23 protein-coding genes are annotated in these 22,194 nt (G+C 59.4%); 6 read left to right on the top strand and 17 right to left on the bottom strand.

Going from position 1 to position 22,194, the window contains the following annotated elements; genetic code table 11:
• Nucleotides 1-89 precede the first annotated feature (89 nt).
• The 6 genes from SOP95_RS26380 to SOP95_RS26355 form a co-directional block, all read right to left on the bottom strand.
• Nucleotides 90-743, bottom strand: coding sequence for an O-methyltransferase (locus tag SOP95_RS26380; RefSeq protein ID WP_323608831.1), 654 nt, complete (start codon nucleotides 741-743; stop codon nucleotides 90-92).
• 18 nt (nucleotides 744-761) lie between these two features.
• Nucleotides 762-1,298, bottom strand: a complete 537-nt coding sequence (locus SOP95_RS26375; protein ID WP_274074914.1) for a C40 family peptidase — start codon at nucleotides 1,296-1,298, stop codon at nucleotides 762-764.
• Between the two features lie 164 nt (nucleotides 1,299-1,462).
• Nucleotides 1,463-2,110 carry a C40 family peptidase gene (locus SOP95_RS26370; RefSeq protein ID WP_323608830.1) on the bottom strand — a complete coding sequence of 216 codons (648 nt, stop codon included), beginning with the start codon at nucleotides 2,108-2,110 and terminating at the stop codon, nucleotides 1,463-1,465.
• Nucleotides 2,111-2,338: 228 nt separating this feature from the next.
• Nucleotides 2,339-3,043: a DnaA regulatory inactivator Hda gene (hda, locus tag SOP95_RS26365; protein ID WP_008063324.1), complete on the bottom strand. Its 705-nt coding sequence runs from the start codon at nucleotides 3,041-3,043 to the stop codon at nucleotides 2,339-2,341.
• A gap of 197 nt (nucleotides 3,044-3,240) precedes the next feature.
• Nucleotides 3,241-4,314 carry an AI-2E family transporter gene (locus SOP95_RS26360; protein WP_274074912.1) on the bottom strand — a complete coding sequence of 358 codons (1,074 nt, stop codon included), beginning with the start codon at nucleotides 4,312-4,314 and terminating at the stop codon, nucleotides 3,241-3,243.
• A gap of 37 nt (nucleotides 4,315-4,351) precedes the next feature.
• Nucleotides 4,352-5,416: a DUF2066 domain-containing protein gene (locus SOP95_RS26355; protein WP_323608828.1), complete on the bottom strand. Its 1,065-nt coding sequence runs from the start codon at nucleotides 5,414-5,416 to the stop codon at nucleotides 4,352-4,354.
• 386 nt (nucleotides 5,417-5,802) lie between these two features.
• Here SOP95_RS26355 and purM point away from each other — a divergent pair, with 386 nt between their 5' ends.
• From purM to SOP95_RS26330, 5 genes are all read left to right on the top strand, one after another.
• The gene (gene purM / locus SOP95_RS26350) at nucleotides 5,803-6,861 is read left to right on the top strand and encodes a phosphoribosylformylglycinamidine cyclo-ligase (RefSeq protein WP_274074910.1); all 1,059 of its coding nucleotides are present in this window, start codon (nucleotides 5,803-5,805) and stop codon (nucleotides 6,859-6,861) included.
• Nucleotides 6,861-7,511 carry a phosphoribosylglycinamide formyltransferase gene (purN, locus tag SOP95_RS26345; protein ID WP_323608827.1) on the top strand — a complete coding sequence of 217 codons (651 nt, stop codon included), beginning with the start codon at nucleotides 6,861-6,863 and terminating at the stop codon, nucleotides 7,509-7,511. Before purM ends, purN begins: the two co-directional genes overlap by 1 nt.
• A gap of 8 nt (nucleotides 7,512-7,519) precedes the next feature.
• Nucleotides 7,520-8,233 carry a DUF3108 domain-containing protein gene (locus tag SOP95_RS26340; protein ID WP_274074908.1) on the top strand — a complete coding sequence of 238 codons (714 nt, stop codon included), beginning with the start codon at nucleotides 7,520-7,522 and terminating at the stop codon, nucleotides 8,231-8,233.
• A 212-nt stretch (nucleotides 8,234-8,445) separates the two neighbouring features.
• Nucleotides 8,446-8,862, top strand: coding sequence for an OsmC family protein (locus tag SOP95_RS26335; RefSeq protein ID WP_323608826.1), 417 nt, complete (start codon nucleotides 8,446-8,448; stop codon nucleotides 8,860-8,862).
• Nucleotides 8,863-8,923: 61 nt separating this feature from the next.
• Nucleotides 8,924-9,784, top strand: coding sequence for a pirin family protein (locus SOP95_RS26330; protein ID WP_323608825.1), 861 nt, complete (start codon nucleotides 8,924-8,926; stop codon nucleotides 9,782-9,784).
• Between the two features lie 108 nt (nucleotides 9,785-9,892).
• Here SOP95_RS26330 and SOP95_RS26325 read toward each other — a convergent pair whose 3' ends face one another.
• The 4 genes from SOP95_RS26325 to SOP95_RS26310 form a co-directional block, all read right to left on the bottom strand.
• Complete coding sequence (locus SOP95_RS26325; RefSeq protein ID WP_323608824.1) at nucleotides 9,893-10,621, bottom strand: dienelactone hydrolase family protein; 729 nt, start codon at nucleotides 10,619-10,621, stop codon at nucleotides 9,893-9,895.
• Between the two features lie 67 nt (nucleotides 10,622-10,688).
• Nucleotides 10,689-12,593 carry a molecular chaperone HtpG gene (htpG, locus tag SOP95_RS26320; protein ID WP_323608823.1) on the bottom strand — a complete coding sequence of 635 codons (1,905 nt, stop codon included), beginning with the start codon at nucleotides 12,591-12,593 and terminating at the stop codon, nucleotides 10,689-10,691.
• An 81-nt stretch (nucleotides 12,594-12,674) separates the two neighbouring features.
• On the bottom strand, nucleotides 12,675-13,127 hold the full coding sequence (locus SOP95_RS26315) for a PaaI family thioesterase (protein ID WP_323608822.1): 453 nt from the start codon (nucleotides 13,125-13,127) through the stop codon (nucleotides 12,675-12,677).
• Nucleotides 13,124-13,600: a PaaI family thioesterase gene (locus tag SOP95_RS26310; protein ID WP_274074902.1), complete on the bottom strand. Its 477-nt coding sequence runs from the start codon at nucleotides 13,598-13,600 to the stop codon at nucleotides 13,124-13,126. The genes SOP95_RS26315 and SOP95_RS26310 overlap by 4 nt, the downstream gene beginning before the upstream one ends.
• A gap of 158 nt (nucleotides 13,601-13,758) precedes the next feature.
• Between SOP95_RS26310 and SOP95_RS26305 the strand changes: the two genes are divergently transcribed.
• Complete coding sequence (locus SOP95_RS26305; RefSeq protein ID WP_046819383.1) at nucleotides 13,759-13,995, top strand: hypothetical protein; 237 nt, start codon at nucleotides 13,759-13,761, stop codon at nucleotides 13,993-13,995.
• A 66-nt stretch (nucleotides 13,996-14,061) separates the two neighbouring features.
• Here the strand turns inward: SOP95_RS26305 and SOP95_RS26300 are convergent, their stop codons facing one another.
• The 7 genes from SOP95_RS26300 to odhB form a co-directional block, all read right to left on the bottom strand.
• Complete coding sequence (locus tag SOP95_RS26300) at nucleotides 14,062-14,463, bottom strand: MAPEG family protein (RefSeq protein WP_323608821.1); 402 nt, start codon at nucleotides 14,461-14,463, stop codon at nucleotides 14,062-14,064.
• The gene (locus SOP95_RS26295) at nucleotides 14,463-15,200 is read right to left on the bottom strand and encodes a DUF599 domain-containing protein (RefSeq protein ID WP_180202787.1); all 738 of its coding nucleotides are present in this window, start codon (nucleotides 15,198-15,200) and stop codon (nucleotides 14,463-14,465) included. The genes SOP95_RS26300 and SOP95_RS26295 overlap by 1 nt, the downstream gene beginning before the upstream one ends.
• 277 nt (nucleotides 15,201-15,477) lie before the next feature.
• Entirely contained in the window at nucleotides 15,478-16,791 is a 1,314-nt protein-coding gene (brnQ, locus tag SOP95_RS26290; RefSeq protein WP_323608819.1) for a branched-chain amino acid transport system II carrier protein, read from the bottom strand.
• A 400-nt stretch (nucleotides 16,792-17,191) separates the two neighbouring features.
• On the bottom strand, nucleotides 17,192-18,073 hold the full coding sequence (gene sucD / locus SOP95_RS26285; protein WP_008082972.1) for a succinate--CoA ligase subunit alpha: 882 nt from the start codon (nucleotides 18,071-18,073) through the stop codon (nucleotides 17,192-17,194).
• Nucleotides 18,073-19,239 (bottom strand): ADP-forming succinate--CoA ligase subunit beta, encoded by a 1,167-nt coding sequence (sucC, locus tag SOP95_RS26280; RefSeq protein WP_007919879.1) that lies wholly within the window; start codon nucleotides 19,237-19,239, stop codon nucleotides 18,073-18,075. Before sucC ends, sucD begins: the two co-directional genes overlap by 1 nt.
• Before the next feature lie 196 nt (nucleotides 19,240-19,435).
• Entirely contained in the window at nucleotides 19,436-20,872 is a 1,437-nt protein-coding gene (lpdA, locus tag SOP95_RS26275; protein ID WP_323608817.1) for a dihydrolipoyl dehydrogenase, read from the bottom strand.
• Nucleotides 20,873-20,970: 98 nt separating this feature from the next.
• Complete coding sequence (gene odhB / locus SOP95_RS26270; RefSeq protein ID WP_046819378.1) at nucleotides 20,971-22,191, bottom strand: 2-oxoglutarate dehydrogenase complex dihydrolipoyllysine-residue succinyltransferase; 1,221 nt, start codon at nucleotides 22,189-22,191, stop codon at nucleotides 20,971-20,973.
• Nucleotides 22,192-22,194 lie beyond the last annotated feature (3 nt).

The following is a 22,194-nucleotide window of genomic DNA, read 5'->3' as shown; positions in this document are numbered from 1 at the left end:
ATCGACAGCAGGCTGGCTCCCACAGTAGATCGGGTACGGCCGTGGGAGATGGGTCGGCTTTGAGGCCGCCATTGCTGTGTGCCTGGAGATCAGCGTTTACGGCAGAGCGTCAGCCCATCCCCCAACGGCAACAGCGATAGATCCACTCGCGCATCATCCTTCAAGGCACGATTGAGCGCCTGGATGGCGCGGGTATCTTCGCTTTCGGGATTATCCTCAAGCACCCGGCCACTCCACAGGGTGTTATCGAATACTGCCAGGCCGCCGGTACGCAACAGGCGTAGTGCTTGTTCCAGATAGGCCGGGTAATTGGCCTTGTCGGCATCGATGAACACCAGGTCGAACTGGCCTGGCTCGTCCAGCCTGCCGAGGGTTTCGAGGGCCGGCGCCAAATGCAGATCTATCCGCCCGGCCACGCCGGCCTCCTGCCAATAGCGGCGCGCGGTGGCGTTGTAGTCGCCGGGCAGGTCACAGCAGATCAGCAAACCGTCATCCGGCAACGCCGCCGCCATGCACAGGGCGCTGTAACCGGTGAAGGTGCCCACTTCCAGCACACGCCGTGCACCGATGAGTTTGACCAGCAAGGCGAGAAACTGCCCCTGTTCCGGCGCCACCTGCCAGCGCGCCATGGGCAGCGCCTGGGTTTCGTCGCGCAGGCGCTTGAGCAGCGGCGTTTCGCGCAGGGAAACGTCGAGCAGGTATTGATAGAGCGAATCGTCGAGATTGAGCGTGCGGGCAGTCATTACAACACTCTCTGGCGGTTACGGATTGCGCGCCAAATGCTCCGGTTGCAGAACGCGCTTGGCACTCAGGTAGGCTCTCTGCCAATACGCCTTGGACAAGCTGTCGAGCTTGACCGTGCCACCGGTGGCCGGCGCATGGACGAAGCGCCCTTCACCGACATAGATGCCAGCATGGCTGACCTGGGAACCGCCATTGGTGGCGAAGAAGATCAGGTCACCGGTTTGCAGGCCCTCCTTGCCGACACTGGCCGCTTGCATGGAAATCATTTCGCGGGTGGTGCGTGGCAGGGAAATACCGGCAACATCACGGTAGACGTAGCCAATCAGCCCACTGCAATCGAACCCGGAGTCCGGTGTGTTACCGCCCCAGCGATAAGGCGTGCCGACCAGCCCCAACGCGCGAAACAGCACGTCTTCCGCTTCCGGAGAAAAGGCCTGGGAGGGACCGAATACGATGGGTGCACGAACCACCGGCGCAGGGGGCGGTGTACGGCTGGCGCAAGCGCTGAGCAGCGCTGCGAACAGCATGATTGCGAGGCGGGCCGACTTCGTCATAGCAGAGCATCCTGATCAGGCTGCGGCTTTTTTCTGCGCGAGTGCAGAAAAGAAAACCGCCTGCGGATCACGCAGGCGGTTTGCCATCATTCATGGATCAGAATTTTAGCGCTTATATGGCAAACTTCAAGTAAGACTTTAAGTTCGCCCTACGAAAAGTATGTTTACTTGCGAGCGGTGACGATTGGAGTCGCCGCGGGTGCCATCGCGAGAGCCCGCTTGGCTTCGATGAAGGTCTTGCTCCAGTAGCTGTCGCCCAGGCTATCGATGCGCACACCACCGCTACGGCGGCTGCTGGAGTGGATGAACTGGTTGTCGCCCAGGTAGATCCCGGCGTGACTCACACGACCGCGACGACCGTTAGTGGCGAAGAACAGCAGGTCGCCCGGCTCGAGCTTGCTGCGCGAGACCAGTGGTGCATCCACGTTGATCATTTCCCGAGTGGAGCGTGGCAGGTTCATGCCCGCTTCTTCACGGAACAGATAACCGATGAACCCGCTGCAATCGAAGCCGGCTTCAGAGGTACCGCCGAAACGGTAACGGGTACCGATCAGGGACATGCCGCGTTCGAGGATGCTGTCGGCCAGAACCGGAAGCTGGTAAGACTTGCCATTGCCGAAGCTGGCCAGTTCTTTTTCGGTGGCCGCTTCTTCCTGTTCAAGCGCTTGCTGATAAAGCGCGGAAGACTGGGCGGTAACGGAATTTTGAACCTGCTGTTGTTGTGCTTGCTGGGACACTGGCGTGTGGGCAGCGCAACCGAACAACAGGGTAACGAGTGCGAGAGGCACGAGGGGTGCAAAGCGATTTAGCATGGGCACGACCGTGGCTGATTGATGTCAAGAAGCCGAGACTATGCCCGCTATCATCCTCATTTGCAAATTCAATCGAACTTTTTGTGACTTCTTCGTTTCTCGCTGACATCTAAGCGCTAAAGCCCATTCTAGACACTTACGCAGTCGGCGCCCCCGCCGGAAAGCGGATTTTCTGCCGTCCGAAATATTCGATATATCGCTGTGGGCCTTGAATTTACAGGGCCTTGGCTACCAGCCCAAGGTCTCTTTAAGGAAAGGAATGGTCAGCTTGCGCTGGGCTTGAAGAGAGGCCTGGTCGAGTTGCTCGAGCAGTTCGAACAGCGCGCTCATGCTGCGGGTACCGCGAGTCAGGATAAAGTGCCCGACTTCGTCGGTCAGGTGCAGGCCGCGACGTGACGCGCGCAGTTGCAGGGCGCGCAGCTTGTCTTCGTCGGAGAGTGGGCGCATCTGGAAGATCAGCGCCAGGGTCAGGCGCGACTTGAGGTCAGCCAGCTTTACCGGCAGCTCGCGGGGCGAAGTCGATGCGGCAATCAGCAGGCGCCGACCACTGTCGCGCAGTCGATTGAACAGGTGAAACAACGCCTCTTCCCAGTCAGCCTTGCCGGCCACCGCCTGCAGGTCGTCCAGGCAGACCAGCTCGTATTGCTCGAGGTTGTCGAGGATTTCGATGCCGCGATCCATCAACTCGGCCAGCGGCAGGTAAACCGCCGGTTCGCCCATCTGTTCGAAACGCAGGCACGCGGCCTGCAACAGATGCGTGCGCCCTACCCCGTGCTTGCCCCAAAGGTAAATCAGGCTTTCGGTCCAGCCGGCGTCGGCTTCGCACAGACGTTCGACATAGCCGAGTGCAGCGGCATTGGCGCCTGGGTAGTAGTTGATGAAGGTGGCGTCGTCACGCAGACGCACACCTAGGGGCAGCTGAATCGGTTTCATGCTGACTGAACAGTTCCAAAGGAACCGTTAGTGGCCTCTGTGTAAAGTTTGCGAAGTTTATACCCGTGAGGCCGACCGCACAATGCGACAGACCACAAGCAAAATCAAAGGTTTGCGTTAGCGCACCGGTTTTATGACAGATTCTTTGGCGCTGTGGGCAGCCCGCCGGGGTCTATCCGGGCTGCCCGTGACCCCGTCTATAGCTCGGGTTCGTCAACACCACTGTACATACCAGAATCCTTATACAAATCATGCACATGGCGCAGCAGCACCATGATCACCGCCGCCACCGGCAGTGCCAGCAAAACGCCGGTAAACCCGAACAGCTCGCCCCCGGCCAGAATCGCGAAGATCACCGCCACCGGATGCAGACCGATGCGGTCCCCCACCAGCAATGGCGTCAGCACCATGCCCTCCAGCGCTTGACCGACCATGAACACTGCGACAATGCCCATCATGGGATACAAATCGCCACCAAACTGGAACAGACCGGCAATCAGCGCTGCGCCAATACCAATGATGAAGCCCATGTACGGCACGATGGCCGCCAGCCCGGCAATCATCCCGATCAACAGGCCCAACTCCAGGCCCACCAACATCAGGCCCGCGGCGTAGATCACGCCCAAGGCGACCATTACCAGCAATTGCCCGCGTATGAAGGCGCCGAGTACCTCATGGCACTCTTCGGCCAGTGACACCGCCTGCTCTTCGCGGTCCCGCGGCAGCAGGCTGCGGATCTTCGCCACCATCAAATCCCAGTCCCGCAGCAGGTAGAAACTCACCACCGGAATCAGCACCAGGTTCGCCAGCAAGGCTATCAACGCCAGGCCCGACGCCGTCGCCTGGGTCAGGACCACACCAACGATGTCGGTGGTCTGCCCCATGTGCTCGCTGATCGCCGCCTTGAGCTTGTCGAACCTCCAGAAGCCTTCCGACAAGCCAAACTTCGACTGCGTCCATGGCAATGCCGTGTGCTGCAGCCAATCGAGCATCTGCGGCGCCAGCTCATACAAGCGAAACAGCTGCTTGGCGAGCATCGGCACCAACACCAGCAACAGCGTGGTGAAGATCAGGGTGAACAGGGCAAATACCGCGATCACGCCCCAGGTGCGTGACAGGCCGGCCTTTTCCAGCCGATCCACCAGGGGGTCAAACAGATAGGCCAACAACAACGCCACCAGGAACGGCGTGAGGATCGGGTGCAACAGCCAGATAAACGCGCAGAGCAAGAGCACTCCACCCAACCAGAACCAACGCCGCGTATCGGCCATGTACCACTCCATTGCTGCTATATAAAGAAAGAAAATCCTACCAGCGGAAACGCAATTGCGGCGTCGGTGCCGGCGCAGGCGCGACCGCAGGGGCCGAACCACCGGCTACAGGCTGGACCGGAACCGCTGGCACCGGTGCCGGCGCCTGATCTGCCGTGACCTCCTGCAATTTTGCCAGCGACAACTGCGCGCGCAATTGATCGGTACTGCCATTGACCCGGTAAAGAATCCGGTCGCCGTCGACACTTTGCGGACGCCCCCCGAAAGGCTCGAGTAAACGCCCAAGGCTCGCATAACGCTCCAGGTTCATGCCCTGGACTTCGAGCAACTGCGCGGCAGAAGACCCCGGCTTGGCGACAAATCGCGGCGCCAGTCGCTGGTTCACCGCCAGCATCACCGCGTCGGCCAAAGCGGCCTGATCGGCGCCCTGGGCACTGCCCGCCTCTTTCTGATCGCCCAGCCACAATTGCCACTTGGCTTGCCATTGGCCGCCCTCTTCCCGGGCATGCACCGCCAGCAAGGCGTCGGCATTGTAACGCTGCGATGCGTTGCGCAGGGCCGACGGATCAGTACTTTCCAGATTCGGCGCGGTGGCGACGATCTGTTCGTTGAGGTCCGCCAGCGGTAGACGCAGGGGCAGACCACGGTGCTGCGCAGCGCGGCGCAGTGGCGTCGCACCGGCCTGGCCATCACCCACCAGGCTCGCGCCCTCGGTGTAGTCGTTCAACCACCAGCCCAGGATCGACGGCCGATTGGCGCCCCACATCGCCAGCCCGGCCCGGCGCAAGGCCTGCTCAGTGGTACCCGGGTCGAAATCGACTTTCAACACTTCCGGCGGGCCGGCCTCGAAGCCGTACTGGCTGATGATTTGCTGCGGGTCTTTGCGAACCGCCGCCAGCCCGGGATTCTGGGGTGCCTTGGGATCGCCAGTGAGGCGCAAGACCAGCGTATCGAGCGCCCGTTGTGTCGCTTCGTCACGCTCTTGCGCCGACTGGCCGTTGACCGGTTCGCGCACCTGATAAAGGCCTTTGACGGTTTCAGCCTGGCTGACAAGGCTGACCACTGACAAGCAGCCCACAAACAAGAATTTACAAAAACCCATGGAAGATTCCTGAGGACAAAAGCGGCTGGAACAGACCGCATGAAGACGAACGAACAAGGCTGTGACCCTCGCCCGACGCAAAACATTCACACGCCCTGGGTAAGTTTTCGCACTGTGATAACGATAGACGGTTAATGACGACAACTTGTGCAGGCGAGCAGGATGTCAGCCACAGGGGGCGATGGCGGTTTTTTTTCGGCCGATATGCCCCCTGCCGTCGGCCTGAGGATGGCCGCTGACCGTCAAGCCTGATAAAATCGCGCGCCTTCGCAGACCGGCAACAGCCGGGCACCCTCGAATATCGCGTGAGGCAATCACCTTCGTCGATGTCGGCGGTCCCGCTGGACTCGGTCGTTACCCAGAAATCCCCCCTAAAGGCCTGGATCATGAGCAAGCAACCCTCCCTGAGCTACAAGGACGCCGGTGTAGACATCGACGCCGGTGAAGCATTGGTCGAACGCATCAAGAGCGTCGCCAAGCGCACTGCGCGCCCGGAAGTCATGGGCGGCCTGGGCGGTTTTGGCGCCCTCTGCGAAATCCCGGCCGGCTACAAGCAGCCCGTGCTGGTTTCCGGTACCGACGGCGTCGGCACCAAGCTGCGCCTGGCATTGAACCTGAACAAGCACGACAGCATCGGCATCGACCTGGTTGCCATGTGCGTCAACGACCTGGTGGTGTGCGGCGCCGAGCCGCTGTTCTTCCTCGACTACTACGCCACCGGCAAACTCAACGTAGAAACCGCGACCCAGGTCGTGACCGGCATCGGTGCTGGCTGCGAACTGTCCGGTTGCTCCCTGGTGGGCGGCGAAACCGCTGAAATGCCAGGCATGTACGAAGGCGAAGACTACGACCTGGCCGGCTTCTGCGTCGGCGTCGTGGAAAAATCCGAAATCATCGACGGTTCCAAAGTCGCTGCCGGCGATGCCCTGCTCGCCCTGCCTTCTTCGGGTCCGCACTCCAACGGCTACTCGCTGATCCGCAAGATCATCGAAGTGTCCGCTGCCGACATCGAGAATATCCAGCTCGACGGCAAGCCGCTGACCGACCTGCTGATGGCCCCGACCCGTATCTACGTGAAGCCGCTGCTCAAGCTGATCAAGGAAACCGGCGCCGTCAAAGCCATGGCCCACATCACCGGTGGCGGCCTGCTGGACAACATCCCGCGCGTTCTGCCAAAAGGCGCACAAGCGGTGGTTGACGTAGCAAGCTGGACCCGCCCGGCGGTGTTCGACTGGCTGCAGGAAAAAGGCAACGTCGACGAAAACGAAATGCACCGCGTGCTGAACTGCGGCGTGGGCATGGTTATCTGCGTGGCTCAAGAGCACGTGGAAACCGCACTGAATGTGCTGCGTGAGGCTGGCGAGCAGCCTTGGGTCATCGGTCAGATCGCCACCGCTGCCGAAGGCGCTGCCCAGGTTGAACTGAAGAACCTCAAGGCTCATTAATGTCAGCCACCTGTGATGTTGTGGTGCTGCTATCCGGCACCGGCAGTAACTTGCAGGCCTTGATCGACAGCACGCGGACCGGCGACAGCCCGGTCCGCGTCGCTGCGGTGATTTCCAACCGCGCCGATGCCTATGGCCTGCAACGCGCCAGGGACGCGGGTATCGACACCCGCACCCTGGATCACAAGGCTTTCGAGGGCCGCGAGGCCTTCGACGCCGCGCTGATCGAACTGATCGACACCTTCAAGCCCAAACTCGTGGTCCTGGCCGGGTTCATGCGCATTCTAAGCGCTGACTTCGTGCGCCACTACGCGGGCCGCCTGCTCAATATCCATCCCTCGCTGCTACCCAAATACAAAGGGTTACACACTCATCAGCGCGCGCTGGAGGCCGGCGACGCTGAACACGGCTGCTCCGTGCACTTCGTCACCGAGGAACTCGATGGCGGACCACTGGTCGTACAAGCAGTAATACCGGTAGAGTTGCATGACTCGCCGCAGAGTCTGGCGCAGCGGGTCCATGTACAGGAACACCTGATCTACCCCATGGCCGTACGCTGGTTTGCCGAAGGCCGGTTATCCCTCGGCGAACAAGGTGCTTTACTGGATGGACAGTTGCTTGCGCCCAGCGGCCACTTGATTCGAACCTAGGAGATTTTATGCGTCGCGCCCTGCTCTTCGCTTGCGCTCTGCTCGCCTTGCCCTTCGCACAGGCTGCAGACCTTCAACCTTTCTCCGCCAGCTACACCGCCGACTGGAAGCAGTTGCCCATGAGCGGCACGGCTGAACGCAGCCTGACCAAGGAAGCCAACGGCGTCTGGAAGCTCAACTTCAAGGCGTCGATGATGATCGCCAGCCTGTCCGAAGAAAGCACCCTGACTGTCGACAAGGACACCTTGCTGCCACAGTCCTACCACTTCGAACGCGGTGGCCTGGGCAAAGCCAAGAAGGCTGACCTGGACTTCGACTGGACCGCCAAGAAGGTCACCGGCACCGATCGTGGCGACGCGGTCAATATTGCCCTCAACCGCGGCATGCTCGACAAATCCACCTACCAGCTGGCGCTGCAGCATGACGTGGCCGCCGGCAAGAAAAGCATGAGCTATCAGGTTGTCGATGATGGCGAAGTCGATACCTATGACTTCCGCGTGCTGGGTTCGGAAAAAGTCGAAACCAAGGCTGGCCAGATCGATGCGATCAAGGTCGAGCGCGTCCGCGATCCGACACAAAGCAAGCGCATCACCGTGCTGTGGTTCGCCAAGGATTGGGATTACCTCCTGGTTCGCCTGCAACAGGTCGAGACCGACGGCAAGGAGTACAACATCATGCTCCTGGACGGCACCGTGAACGGCAAGCCGGTTAAAGGCAGCTGATACTCATATGTTTGAAGGAGCCCCGCACTTGCGGGGCTTTTTTTAAGATCAAAAGATCGCAGCCTTCGGCAGCTCCTACACGGGAATTCGGTCTCTTGTAGGAGCTGCCGAAGGCTGCGATCTTTTAAAGGAACGCACAACTGGCGCAATGCTCTATACCTTCAAGGTCTTTTTTGATCGAATGACTTTCCCTGCTGCCTGCGAGGTTTCCCATGACTGTTACCGTCAACACCGTTTCCGCCGAAGGTCTTCGCCATACTGTCCAGATCGATGACCACGAGTTGTTTGCCGACGCTCCCGTCTCCGCCGGTGGCGAAGGCAGCGCGCCAGAGCCTCATGATTATTTCGACGCAGCGCTGGGCGCCTGCAAAGCCTTGACCTTGAAGATGTACGCGAAGAAAAAGGACATTCCGCTGACCGGTGTTGGTGTGGAGGTCAAACGCGACAACAGTGAAGAGCAGAAAGGCAAATATGCCCTGCATGTGAAACTGACCCTCAAGGGCGTGCTCACCGACGCCCAGCGCGATGAGCTGCACCGGGTGGCCGATCGTTGCCCGGTGCACAAGCTGATGACCAGCAGTGAAGTCAGCATCGAAACCCATCTGGCCGAAGGCGCGTTCAGCCAATAGCGGCAAGGGCTGCGCAAGCGGGTTATGCTCGACGCATTACCCGCTCAGCCTGGAACGCACCATGAACACTCCGCTCGTGATCCGCCCCCGCGCCGAAGATGTCGAAGGCCAGCCGATTCTTCGCCCGTTACCGTCTGCCAAATGCCGCAATGTCGGGCCCTTCGTGTTTTTCGACCACATGCTCGAAACCCGTTATGCCGCGGGCACGGGCATGAACATCCGCCAGCATCCACATATCGGTCTCTCCACACTCACCTACCTGTTTGAAGGCCAGCTGCAACACAAGGACAGCCTCGGTTCGGACCAGGTGGTCAATGCCGGGGATGTCAGCTGGATGACCGCCGGCAGCGCCATCGCTCATGTCGAGCGCACGCCCGACGCGCTAAAAGACAGCGGCTTTACGATGCACGGTTTGCAGATCTGGCTGGCTTCTCCCAAAGACAAGGAACAGGGCCCCGGACACTACAGCCACCACCCCGCTGCCACGCTGCCGGTCAGCGAAAACCTCGGGGTGAAGATCCGCATGATCGCCGGCTCGGGCTTTTGCCTCGAATCGCCGGTTCCGGTGCTTTCTCCGACGCTGTATGCCGAATTGAACCTGCAAACGGCGACAACCCTGCTGATTCCTACCGAGCATGAAGAGCGCGCGCTGTATGTCTTGAGCGGTGACGTGCAGCTGGATGGCGAGACGGTAGAGCCGCATTCGCTGGTGGTGTTGCCGGCTGGGGAAGAGATGACGTTGTTCGCCGAGAGCGACAGTCATGCGGTGGTGTTCGGGGGTGCGCCGCTGGATGGGCCGCGGCGGATCAACTGGAATTTCGTGGCGAGCGACCCGGCAGCCATCGATGAAGCGCGCCGGCGTTGGGCGGCCGGAGATTGGCCGACGGTGCCGGGGGAAGTTGAGCGGATCGAACTTCCTTAAGACTTTTTGTGAATTTCACATCGCCTTCGCGAGCAAGCCCGCTCCCACGGTTGACCGCATTCCAATGTGGGAGCGGGCTTGCTCGCGAAGAGGCCGGCACTATCGCAATCAGCCCTTGAACACTTCATCCAGCAGATTGTGCATCGAAGTGAAGGCACGAGCGGCGACCTTGGCGTCGTACATCATCATGCCCGGTACGTTCGCATGGGGATCGGTAAACGAGTGGAACGCGCCGCCGTAGCTCAGCAGCTGCCAATCCACGCCCGCGGCATTCATTTCATCCTCGAAAGCCGGCAGTTGCTCCTTAGGCACCAACGGATCGGAAGCACCGTGCAGCACCAATACCGAGCCCTTGATGTTTTTCGCATCATTGACGTCCGGAGTATCCAGCGTACCGTGGAACGACACCGCCGCCTTCACGGGCGCACCCGTACGCGCAAACTCCAGCGCGCAGCAACCACCGAAACAGAAACCGAACGTGGCCAGTTTCGACGTATCGACAGCGGCCTCACCCTGGCTTTGCAACTGTTCGAACGCCACCTGCATGCGCTTGCGCAGCAACGGCCGGTCATTCTTCAGCGGCATCATTGCCGCGCCTGCCTCATCGTTGTTCTGCGGACGAACCGATTGACCATAGAGATCCGCGATCAGCACCACGTAGCCCTTGACCGCGACCAACTTGGCGATCTCCTCGGCACCGGCACCGACGCCCATCCAGTTCGGCGCCATCAACAGGCCCGGACGCGGACCTTTGTGGTCAGCGTCGAACGCCAGCCGGCTTTCGTAGGATTGGCCATCAATCTGATAGGCAACAGAACGTACAGTGATTTGGCTCATTTCTGACTCCTGATTTTTTTACACCAGAATGAAAAAACCCGCCGAAGCGGGTTTTTCTACAACGAAGTTAAGCCGACAGCTCAACCAATAGCTTGTTCAGACGACGCACATAGGCCGCCGGGTCTTTCAAGCTGTCGCCGGCCGCCAGGGCCGCCTGATCGAAGAGGATGTGCGACAGATCGCCAAAGCGCTCGTCGCTCTGCTCGTTGTCGAGCTTCTCGATCAGTGGGTGAGCCGGGTTGAATTCGAAGATCGGCTTCGAATCCGGAACCTTCTGCCCGCTGGCTTCGAGGATCTGACGCATCTGCAGGCCCAGGTCCTGCTCGCCGATGGCCAGGATCGCCGGGGAGTCGGTCAGGCGATGGGATACCCGTACTTCAGCCACGGATTCGCCCAGCGCGGTCTTCAGACGCTCGACCAGACCTTCCTTGGACTTGGCGACTTCTTCCGCGGCTTTCTTGTCCTCTTCCGAGTCCAGGTTGCCCAGGTCCAGGTCACCGCGCGCCACGTCGACAAAGCTCTTGCCGTCGAAATCGCTCAGGTAGCTCATCAGCCACTCGTCGATACGGTCAGTCAGCAGCAGCACTTCGATGCCTTTCTTGCGGAAGACTTCCAGGTGCGGGCTGTTCTTGACCTGTGCGTAGGTTTCGCCGGTCAGGTAGTAGATCTTGTCCTGACCTTCCTTGGTGCGTGCCAGGTACTCGGCCAGGCCGACTACCTGTTCGCCGTCATCACCGATGGTCGATGCAAAACGCAACAGGCCGGCGATTTTCTCTTTGTTGGCGAAGTCTTCTGCCGGGCCTTCTTTCATGACCTGGCCGAAGTTTTTCCAGAAGCCTTTGTATTGCTCTGGGTCGTTCTTCGCCAGTTTTTCCAGCATATCCAGAACGCGCTTGGTCAGCGCCGACTTCATGGAGTCGATGATCGGGTCTTTCTGCAGGATTTCCCGCGACACGTTCAGCGACAGGTCGTTGGAGTCGACCACGCCTTTGATGAAGCGCAGGTACAGCGGCAGGAAAGACTCGGCCTGATCCATGACGAACACGCGCTGCACGTACAGCTTCAGACCTTTCGGTGCTTCACGCTGGTACAGGTCGAATGGCGCACGGGCCGGCACGTACAGCAGCGAGCTGTATTCCAGCTTGCCTTCAACCTTGTTGTGGCTCCAGCTCAGCGGGTTTTCGAAATCGTGGGCGATGTGCTTGTAGAACTCCTGGTATTCCTCGTCCTTCACTTCAGTGCGAGGGCGAGTCCACAGGGCGCTGGCGCGGTTGACGGTTTCCCATTCAACGGCAGGCTTCTCCTCGCCTTCCACGGCTGCCACTTCTTTCGGCAACTCGATCGGCAAGGCGATGTGGTCGGAGTACTTCTTGATGATGTTGCGCAGACGCCAGCCATCGGCGAACTCGTCTTCACCGGACTTCAGGTGCAGGACGATGCGAGTGCCACGGTCAGCCTTGTCGATGGTGGCGACTTCGAAATCGCCCTCACCTTTGGACGACCAGTGCACGCCTTCGCTGGCAGCGCTGCCGGCACGACGGCTGTACACGTCGACTTTGTCAGCGACGATGAATGCGGAGTAGAAACCGACACCGAACTGGCCGATCAGGTGCGAATCTTTCTTCTGGTCGCCGGTCAGGTGTTTCATGAAATCGGCGGTGCCCGACTTGGCGATGGTGCCCAGGTGGGTGATCGCGTCTTCGCGGCTCATGCCGATGCCGTTGTCTTCGAGGGTGACGGTCTTGGCGTCCTTGTCGAAGCTCACGCGGATTTTCAGTTCGGCGCCGCCTTCCAGCAGCTCTGGCTTGGCCAAGGCTTCGAAACGTAATTTGTCTACAGCGTCAGAGGCGTTCGAGATCAGTTCGCGAAGGAAAATTTCCTTGTTGGAATACAGCGAATGGATCATGAGGTGCAGCAGTTGCTTCACCTCGGTCTGGAAGCCCAGGGTTTCCTTTTGAGTTTCCACACTCATGGTCATCAAACTCCAATCAGATGGCATAAGCCGCGACCTTCAGGGTCGGCGGCGGGTTGTCATCAGAGTTGGGGGCAGCATTCAGGATTTCAAGGGCTCATCGAGTTTGAAATGCGCCCGGGCCGTGGCGATGGGTTCCGCTTCGGTGCTTTGCCAGGCGGTAATCGCCACGTTGGCGACCCGGCGCCCCTGGCGACACACCTGGCAACGGGCCCAGGTATCGCGAAACTGCCCGGCGCGCAGGTAATCGAGGGAGAAGTCGATGATCTTCGGCACGCCCGGCGAACCGGTCGCCACCAGCAGGTGCAGCGCGGCGGAAAGCTCCATGAAACCGGCGATCACGCCGCCATGGATGGCCGGCAACAACGGGTTGCCGATGTTGTCCTTGTTGGCCGGCAGGCGAAACAGCAGCTCGTCCCCCACCCGCGAGCATTCGACACCGATCAATCCGGCGTAGGGAATCAGGCTCAACAACGGCGCGTACTCGCCCTGCTCATGGGCCTGTTGCAGTTGCTCCTTGAACGACTCGCTCACTTCGCACCTCCGGCAATCACGCCGCCAAAACCCTTGGTCCCCTTGATGCCCTTGCCCATGCGCATGAAAGTGCCCACGACATGAGCAATGGGCTGCTCCGGGTCATCCTGATAGGCAAATCCGCGGGCGAAAATCACGTCGGTGGTCACCCGATAGCACTGGGCGAAGCCATAGACATCCTTATGCGGTTCGGCAGCGTGCATGTAGTCGATGCGCAGGTCGAGGGTCGGGCAGACTTCGAACTCAGGCAGTACGCAGAGGGTAGACATGCCACAGGCGGTGTCCATCAAGGTGGTCAGGGCGCCGCCGTGAATTACCCCGGTCTGGGGGTTGCCGACGATCTGCGGGCTGTATGGCAGCACTACGGTCAGCCCTTCGGCGCCGGCGCTGTGAACCCGCAACCCGAGCACCGAACAATGTCGCAGCGCCGACAGGAACCGTGTCGCACGCTCAAAAACGGGGTTTTCGGCCATGTTGATAAAGACTCTTGTTTAGTTGGCAGTGAAGTAGAGAGCCAGGTAAAGGTTCCGCGCTAGAACAAACTTATATATCTGAAATAATTTGTGGAACTTAACCATGACGCCAAGGCTCTTAAGGCCAGATAGATCTTTTCCACAAGGAGAAACACCCCATGCGTAAGACTTTTGCTATTGCCTTGATGTTGACCGCTTCCCTCGGTCTCGCTGCTTGCGATAAAAAATCCGAGGACAAAGCTCAAGATGCCGCCGAACATGCTGAGCAAGCACAGCAAGACATGAACAAAGCTCAGGATAAAGTGAACGACGCTGCAAAAGAAAATGCCGAAGCCGCCAAAGCTCAGGCTGAATCGAACGAAGCCGCAGCAAAAGAAGCCGCGCCTAAAAACTGATCCGGTTTTTAGCGTGGTAAAGAAAACCCGCCAAGTGCGGGTTTTCTTTTGCCTGCGATTTATTCGCTAGAGCAAAATCGTTCGAAAAGTCGGACTAATCATCAGCAACAAGGAACAGATCAAACCCACCAGCCAGACCAGGCTGCGTTGCCAGGCCAGGTCTTTCCAATAACACAGCAGGTAAAGGACTCGTGTAACCACAAAGATGATCGCCAGCGAGTCGATCAGCCAACCCGCCGTTTGTGTGGTGTGAGCCATCAACACCCCCACCGCAAACAATATGAAGGCCTCGAAACTGTTCTGATGCGCCGCCACCGCGCGCGCACCCAACCCCGTGAGTTGCGCCTGCTGTTGGCGCGGCAGGTGATTGTTGTAACCGCCCTGCTCTTTCATGGCCGTGGTCACGGGCATGCGCGCCACGTAAATCAGTACGGCACTGATAAACACGCACCAGAATGGAATACTCATCAAGCGGCCTCTTTATTCACCTCGGGCAATGGCGCCTCTGTAGGGGTATAGACCATCACATCGAGAACGTCGGAGTGAAACTCGCGGCGATACAGCACGAACACCACGCCGGCACTCATCAACATGAACAACCAGGGGCTGACGAACCAGGCCAGCATGGTCATGCCGAAATAGTAAGAGCGCAGGCCGAAGTTGAACTGGTTGGCGGCCATGGAAATAACCCGGGCTGCCCGATTGGCAAAGGCTTTGCGCTCCTGCTCCGACACATGACGCTCACCGACCATGGGGGCCGAGCCCACCAGGATGGCGGCGAAGTTGTACTGGCGCATGCACCAGCTGAAGGTAAAAAATGCATAAACGAACACCAGCGCCAAACACAGCAACTTGATCTCCGACATCCCCTGGGACGCCTGCTGCACCATCGGGATATCCGCCAGCAACGACACCGCCCTTTCCGACGCCCCAAGGACCGTGAGAATACCGGCCAGGATAATGAGGGTGCTGGAGGCAAAGAACGACGCATTGCGCTCCAGGTTGCCGATCACGCTGGCATCGGCGATGCGGTTGTCACGCAGGAGCATGCGGCGCATCCAGTCTTCGCGATACAGGTGCAGCACGCTGGCCAGGCAGGCCGTGTCACGGCCCTTCCAGGTCGCATAGCGGGTGTAACCGCCCCAGCAGATGACGAACCAGATGGCCGCGAGGATGTGGATCAGGTTGGCTTGGATGAACGACATGCAGGTCCTTGTGATGGAGTGGCTGGTACACCGATACCCCTTGTAGGAGCGAGCTTGCTCGCGAAGAACCTGAGAGCAACGCGTTTATCCAGAAAACACGCGCCATGATTCGCGTCCTTCGCGAGCAAGCTCGCTCCTACAATTGGATTGCGCAGTCTTTCGACGTTAGCGCAGAAGAAAAGGCACCGCATCTCCCCATAAAAAAATGCCCCGTATCGATTGATACGGGGCATTTCTGTTTTTGCCTGCAAGCCCGCTCGTGGCGGGCCGGCAACGCTTAAGCCAGCGCTTCTTCGCGCTTGCCCAGCAGACGGTCGCAAACCACCGCTACCACCAGGGTCATCACCGACGGCACCAGCCACGCCAGGCCTTGCTCGCTGAGCGGCAGGTGCGACAGTTGCGTCGGCATCCAGTCCGCCAGGCCGGCGCCCTTGAGGGCATCGATCAGGCCGAAGATGAACGACACCAGCATCACCGGGCCGACGATGCGGCCTTGTTCATGCCAGAAGTCCTTGCAGAAGCTCAGGGCCACCAGGGCGATGCACGGTGGGTAGATCGCGGTCAGTACCGGGATCGAGAACGCGATCAGCTTGGTCAGGCCCAGGTTGGACACCAGCAGGGAGAACGCCGCGAGGATGATCACCAGCGTCTTGTAGGACAGTGGCAGCACCCGGCTGAAGTACTCGGCGCAGGCACAGGTCAGGCCGACCGCCGTGACCAGGCAGGCCAGAGAGATCAGGACGGCGAGGAAACCGCTGCCCAGGGAGCCGAAGGTGTACTGCACGTAGGCGTGCAACACGGCCGCGCCATTGGTGGCACCAGCAGCGACTTCATGGCTACCCGAACCCAGGCGGAACAGGCTGATGTAGACCAGCGCTAGGCCCACGCCGGCAATCAAGCCGGCAATGATCGCGTAACGCGTGATCAACGCCGGCGACTCGACGCCGCGCGAGCGGATGGCATTGACGATGACGATGCCGAACACCAGTGCACCGAGGGTATCCATGGTCAGGTAACCATTGATGAAGCCCTGGGAGAACGGCGCCGCCACGTATTCCGGCGTTGCATGGCCAATGTCACCCGCCGGCAACGCGAACGCGGCGATGCCGAGCGCGGCCAGGGCAATGATCTTCAGCGGCGCGAGGAAGCGCCCGACGGTATCGAGCAAACGGCCCGGGTACAGCGAGATGAAGAACACCACCAGGAAGTACACGGAACTGTAGAGGAACAGCGCCAGCGGGCTTTCGCCGGTCAGGGGCGCCAGGCCGACTTCGAACGACACGGTCGCGGTACGCGGGGTGGCGAACAGCGGGCCGACAGCCAGGTAGCAGGCCGCCGCGAGCAGGCCACCGGCGATCTTGCCGATCGGGCTGCTCAGGGCATCCATGGCGCCGCCGACCTTGGCCAGGGCGACGACGGTGACCACGGGCAGGCCGACCGCGGTGATCAGAAAGCCCAGCGCCGCCATCCAGACGTGAGGCCCGGACTGCAAACCGACGATAGGCGGGAAGATGATGTTGCCAGCCCCGACGAACAGGGCAAACGTCATAAAACCAAGTGCCAGGATGTCCTGGCCTTTCAACACTTTCATTAAGGAAATACCACACTACTGAATCGGAATTTAGAGAGGGATTTCCCTATGGGTGAGGGAAATGCTGTCGGTCCGTATGGGACCAACCCTTTTAGCGCGTTGCAGCCTTGTGGGCCGCGGACGCAAAAATGGCGCGTATCCTAACGAATTTGGGCGGTAAACGCACTGTTAGAGGGCGGACTATCCGATACACGACATTTCCGTGTCGCATTTATGCATGTAAATGGTTGTCGCCTGTAAGTCCGTCTTCGCGAGCAAGCCCGCTCCCACATTGGAACGCGATCAACTGTGGGAGCGGGCTTGCTCGCGAAGAGGCCGGCACCCTCTACGCAAATCCGGAAACGACAAAGGCCACCCGAAGGTGGCCTTTGTTTGGTGAAGCGTCAGCTAAGCGCGAGGCTTACTTGACAGCCCAACCAGTCAGCTCGGCCAGGGCCTTGCCGATGTCTGCCAGCGAACGCACGGTTTTAACGCCTGCGTCTTGCAGAGCAGCGAATTTCTCGTCTGCAGTGCCTTTGCCGCCAGAGATGATTGCGCCAGCATGGCCCATGCGCTTGCCCGGAGGAGCAGTCACACCAGCGATGTAGGAAACAACCGGCTTGGTCACGTGTGCCTTGATGTAGGCAGCCGCTTCTTCTTCAGCCGAACCGCCGATCTCACCGATCATCACGATCGCTTCGGTCTTCGGGTCTTCCTGGAACAGCTTCAGGATGTCGATGAAGTTCGAACCCGGGATCGGGTCACCACCGATGCCGACGCAAGTCGACTGACCGAAACCGGCGTCAGTAGTCTGCTTCACAGCTTCGTAGGTCAGGGTGCCGGAACGCGAAACGATACCGACCTTGCCTGGCAAGTGAATGTGACCTGGCATGATGCCGATCTTGCACTCGCCCGGAGTGATAACGCCTGGGCAGTTAGGGCCGATCAGGACTACGCCCAGCTCGTCGCACTTAACTTTAGCGTCCAGCATGTCCAGGGTAGGAATGCCTTCGGTGATGCAAACGATCAGCTTGATGCCGCCGAAGGCAGCTTCCAGGATCGAATCTTTGCAGAAAGGAGCCGGAACGTAGATCACGGAAGCGGTAGCGCCAGTGGCTTCTACTGCGTCTTTAACGGTGTTGAACACTGGCAGCCCCAGGTGCTCGGTGCCGCCTTTGCCAGGAGTAACGCCACCAACCATTTTGGTGCCGTATTCGATGGCTTGCTGGGTGTGGAAACTACCTTGCGAACCGGTAATACCCTGGCAGATAACTTTGGTGTCTTTATTGATCAGGACGCTCATTATTTGCCCTCCGCAGCTTTGACAACTTGTTGAGCAGCGTCGGTCAGGCTGGTAGCAGCGATGATGTTCAAACCGCTTTCTGCCAGTACTTTAGCGCCCAGCTCAGCGTTGTTGCCTTCAAGGCGAACAACAACCGGGATTTTCACGCCGACTTCTTTCACTGCACCGATGATGCCTTCGGCAATCATGTCGCAACGAACGATGCCGCCGAAGATGTTAACCAGTACTGCAGCGACGTTGGTGTCGGACAGAATGATCTTGAAAGCTTCGGTAACGCGTTCTTTGGTAGCGCCGCCGCCCACGTCGAGGAAGTTGGCTGGCTTGCCGCCATGCAGGTTGACGATGTCCATGGTACCCATGGCCAGGCCAGCACCGTTGACCATGCAACCGATGTTGCCTTCCAGCGCTACGTAGTTCAGTTCGAACTTGGCAGCGTGCGCTTCGCGCGGATCGTCTTGCGACGGATCGTGGAAAGTCTTCAGCTTAGGCTGACGGTACATGGCGTTGGCGTCGATGTTGATCTTGGCGTCCAGGCAGTGCAGATCGCCGTCAGCCTTGATCACCAGCGGGTTCACTTCCAGCAGCGCCAGGTCGTGATCCTTGAACAGCTTGGCCAGACCTACGAAGATCTTGGCGAACTGAGCAACCTGCTTGCCTTCCAGACCCAGCTGGAATGCCAGCTCGCGACCCTGGAATGGCTGAGCGCCAACCAGTGGATCGATAGTGGCTTTCAGAATTTTTTCTGGAGTGTCGTGAGCGATTTTCTCGATGTCCACGCCACCTTCGGTGGAAGCCATGAACACGATACGACGGCTCGAACGGTCAACGACAGCGCCCAGGTACAGCTCTTTAGCGATATCAGTGCACGATTCAACCAGGATCTTGGTGACTGGCTGGCCATTGGCGTCAGTCTGGTAAGTCACCAGACGCTTGCCCAGCCACTGCTGTGCGAAGGCTTTGGCGTCTTCTTTGCTGCGAACCAGCTTGACGCCGCCCGCTTTACCGCGACCACCGGCGTGGACCTGGGCTTTGACAACCCACTCGCTGCCGCCGATTTTGTCGCAAGCTTCTGCTGCTGCTTCTGGGGTGTCTACTGCGTAACCAGTGGAAACTGGCAGGCCGTACTCAGCGAACAGCTGCTTACCCTGATACTCGTGAAGATTCATGCTTATTACCGTCTTCGTTAGGTACTGCGCATTCGGTGCTGCACTTGTTCAAGTGCCGCACCACCTGTGACTGCTGCTTGCGTAGCCTTTCCGGACAACCGGTGCAGCTACGCAAGACTGCGTCCAGCGGATATTCCGCGGTGAGTCTTGCATGCAAGGCTCACGACGGGCCAAACCGCCGTGGTTTCTTATTGTCTTAACGCTTCTTGCGGTTGGCGATGTGGATGGCGCCGCCATTCACTGCCAGAGCAGCTTCGTGCAAGGCTTCAGACAGGGTCGGATGGGAGAAAACCATCATGCCCAGGTCTTCAGCGCTGGTGCCGAATTCCATACCGATCGCGCCCTGCTGAACCAGTTCTGCAGCGCTTGGGCCAATCACGTGGACGCCCAGTACGCGGTCTGTCTTGGCATCTGCGATGACCTTGACGAAACCACCGGTGTCGTTGGCAGCCATGGCACGGCCGGAGGCTGCAAACGGGAAGGTGCCGACGTTAACTTCAACGCCTTCAGCTTTCAAGGCCTGCTCGGTTTTACCTACCCACGCGATTTCCGGGTGAGTATAAATAACCGAAGGGATCAAATCATAGTTCATCTGGGCCTTGTGGCCCTTGATGCGCTCGACAACCATGATGCCTTCTTCGGACGCCTTGTGCGCCAGCATCATGCCGCGAACCACGTCACCAATGGCGTAGACGCCCGGTACAGTGGTAGCGCAGTGATCGTCGACGTGCACGAAACCGCGCTCGTCCAGGGTCACGCCGCAGTCGGTAGCCAACAGATCAGTGGTCACTGGACGGCGACCAACGGCTACGATCAGCTTGTCGAACGTGATGGTCTGTTCGCCCTTGGCATCGGTGTAGTTCACAACGACTTCGTCGCCGTTCACTTTGGAGCCGGTCACGCGAGCGCCCAGCTTGATGTCCAGGCCCTGCTTCGTCAGGGTTTTCAGCGCTTCCTTGGAAACAGCGGCGTCAGCGGCCATCAGGAAGGTGTCCAGGGCTTCCAGGACAGTCACTTCTGCACCCAGACGCGACCAAACCGAACCCAGTTCCAGACCGATCACGCCAGCGCCGATCACGCCCAGACGCTTAGGTACGGATTGGAATTCCAGGGCGCCCGTCGAATCGACGATCACATTCTGGTCGACCGGAGCCGGTGGAATGTCGATCGGACGCGAACCTGGAGCCAGGATCACGTTTTCGGCTTCGATGATTTCTACCGAGCCGTCCGGCTTGGTGACTTCGACTTTCTTGCCGGCCAGCAGCTTGCCGTGACCCTCGATGGAGGTCACACCGTTGGCTTTGAACAGGGTCGCAACGCCAGAGGTCAGGCCTTTGACGATGGTGGCTTTACGGCCAACCATTGCACCCACGTCCATGGTCACGCCAGCGTGATTGATACCGTGGATCGCGAAGCCTTCTTTGGCTTCCTTGTATTTCCAGGAGCTGTCCAGCAGCGCCTTGGAGGGAATGCAGCCGACGTTCAGGCAAGTACCGCCCAGAGCCAGTTTGCCTTCCTTGTCGGTGTACTTCTCGATGCAGGCGGTCGAAAGACCCAGTTGGGCGGCCTTGATGGCAGCCACGTAGCCGCCAGGGCCCGCGCCGATCACTACTACGTCAAATTTCTGCGACATTCAAAAAATCCTCTTTAGCGAAAAGCTTCAAGCCGCAAGCTGCAAGCCAAGCTGCGGGTTTTCCGCCAGCTCGGGCTTGCAGCTCATGGCCGCTTCTATCAGATATCCAGCAACAGACGAGCCGGATCTTCCAGCAGGTTCTTGATGGTCACCAGGAAAGTCACAGCTTCTTTGCCATCGATCAGACGGTGATCGTAGGACAGTGCCAGGTACATCATCGGACGAATCACGACCTGGCCGTTGATGGCCATAGGACGCTGGATGATGTTGTGCATGCCCAGGATGGCGGCTTGTGGCGGGTTGACGATCGGGGTCGACATCATCGAACCGAAGGTACCGCCGTTGGTGATGGTGAAGGTACCACCGGTCATTTCGTCCATCGACAGTTTGCCGTCGCGGGCTTTCTTGCCGAAAGTGGCGATGCCGCCTTCGATTTCAGCCAGGCTCATCAGTTCGGCGTTACGCAGAACCGGTACAACCAGGCCGCGATCGCTGGAAACTGCAACGCCGACGTCAGCGTAGCCGTGGTAAACGATGTCGCCGCCGTCGATCGACGCGTTGACAGCCGGGAAGCGCTTCAGTGCTTCGGTAGCTGCTTTCACGAAGAACGACATGAAGCCCAGGCGTACGCCGTTGTGGGACTTCTCGAACAGATCCTTGTACTTCGAACGCAGGGCCATGACTTCGGTCATGTCGACTTCGTTGAAAGTGGTCAGCATCGCCATGTTCGATTGAGCTTCTACCAGGCGCTTGGCCACGGTAGCGCGAACGCGGGTCATCGGAACGCGCTTCTCGATGCGATCGCCTGCAGCGAACACAGGAGCAGCGGCGGCAGGTGCGGCAGCCTTGGCAGGCGCGGCAGCCGGAGCGGCTTTCTTGGCAGCAACGGCTGCAACCACGTCTTCCTTGGTCACGCGACCGCCTTTGCCGGTGCCGGCAACGGAAGCGATGTTGATGCCGTTTTCTTCAGCCAGCTTGCGCGCAGCCGGTGCAGCAACAGGATCGTCTTCGCCTTCGGCAGCCGGAGCAGCGGCCTGAGCAGCGGCAGCCGGAGCAGCAGCGGCTGGAGCGGCAGCAGCGCCGCCCGCTTCGATGGAGCCCAGGACTTCGTCGGACAGAACGGTGTCGCCTTCGTTCTTGACGATAGCGCCCAGCACGCCGTCAGCAGTCGCCAACACTTCCAGTACGACTTTATCGGTTTCGATGTCGACGATCAGTTCGTCGCGCTTGACCGCGTCGCCCGGTTGTTTGTGCCAGGTGGCAACGGTGCCATCGGCAACCGATTCCGGGAAAGTGGGGGCTTTGATTTCGATAGCCATTAT

It is taken from the genome of Pseudomonas sp. YuFO8 (genome assembly GCF_035065025.1).
Taxonomy (GTDB): Bacteria; Pseudomonadota; Gammaproteobacteria; order Pseudomonadales; family Pseudomonadaceae; genus Aquipseudomonas; species Aquipseudomonas putida_AE.
This window is presented reverse-complemented; position numbering and strand designations above follow the sequence as displayed.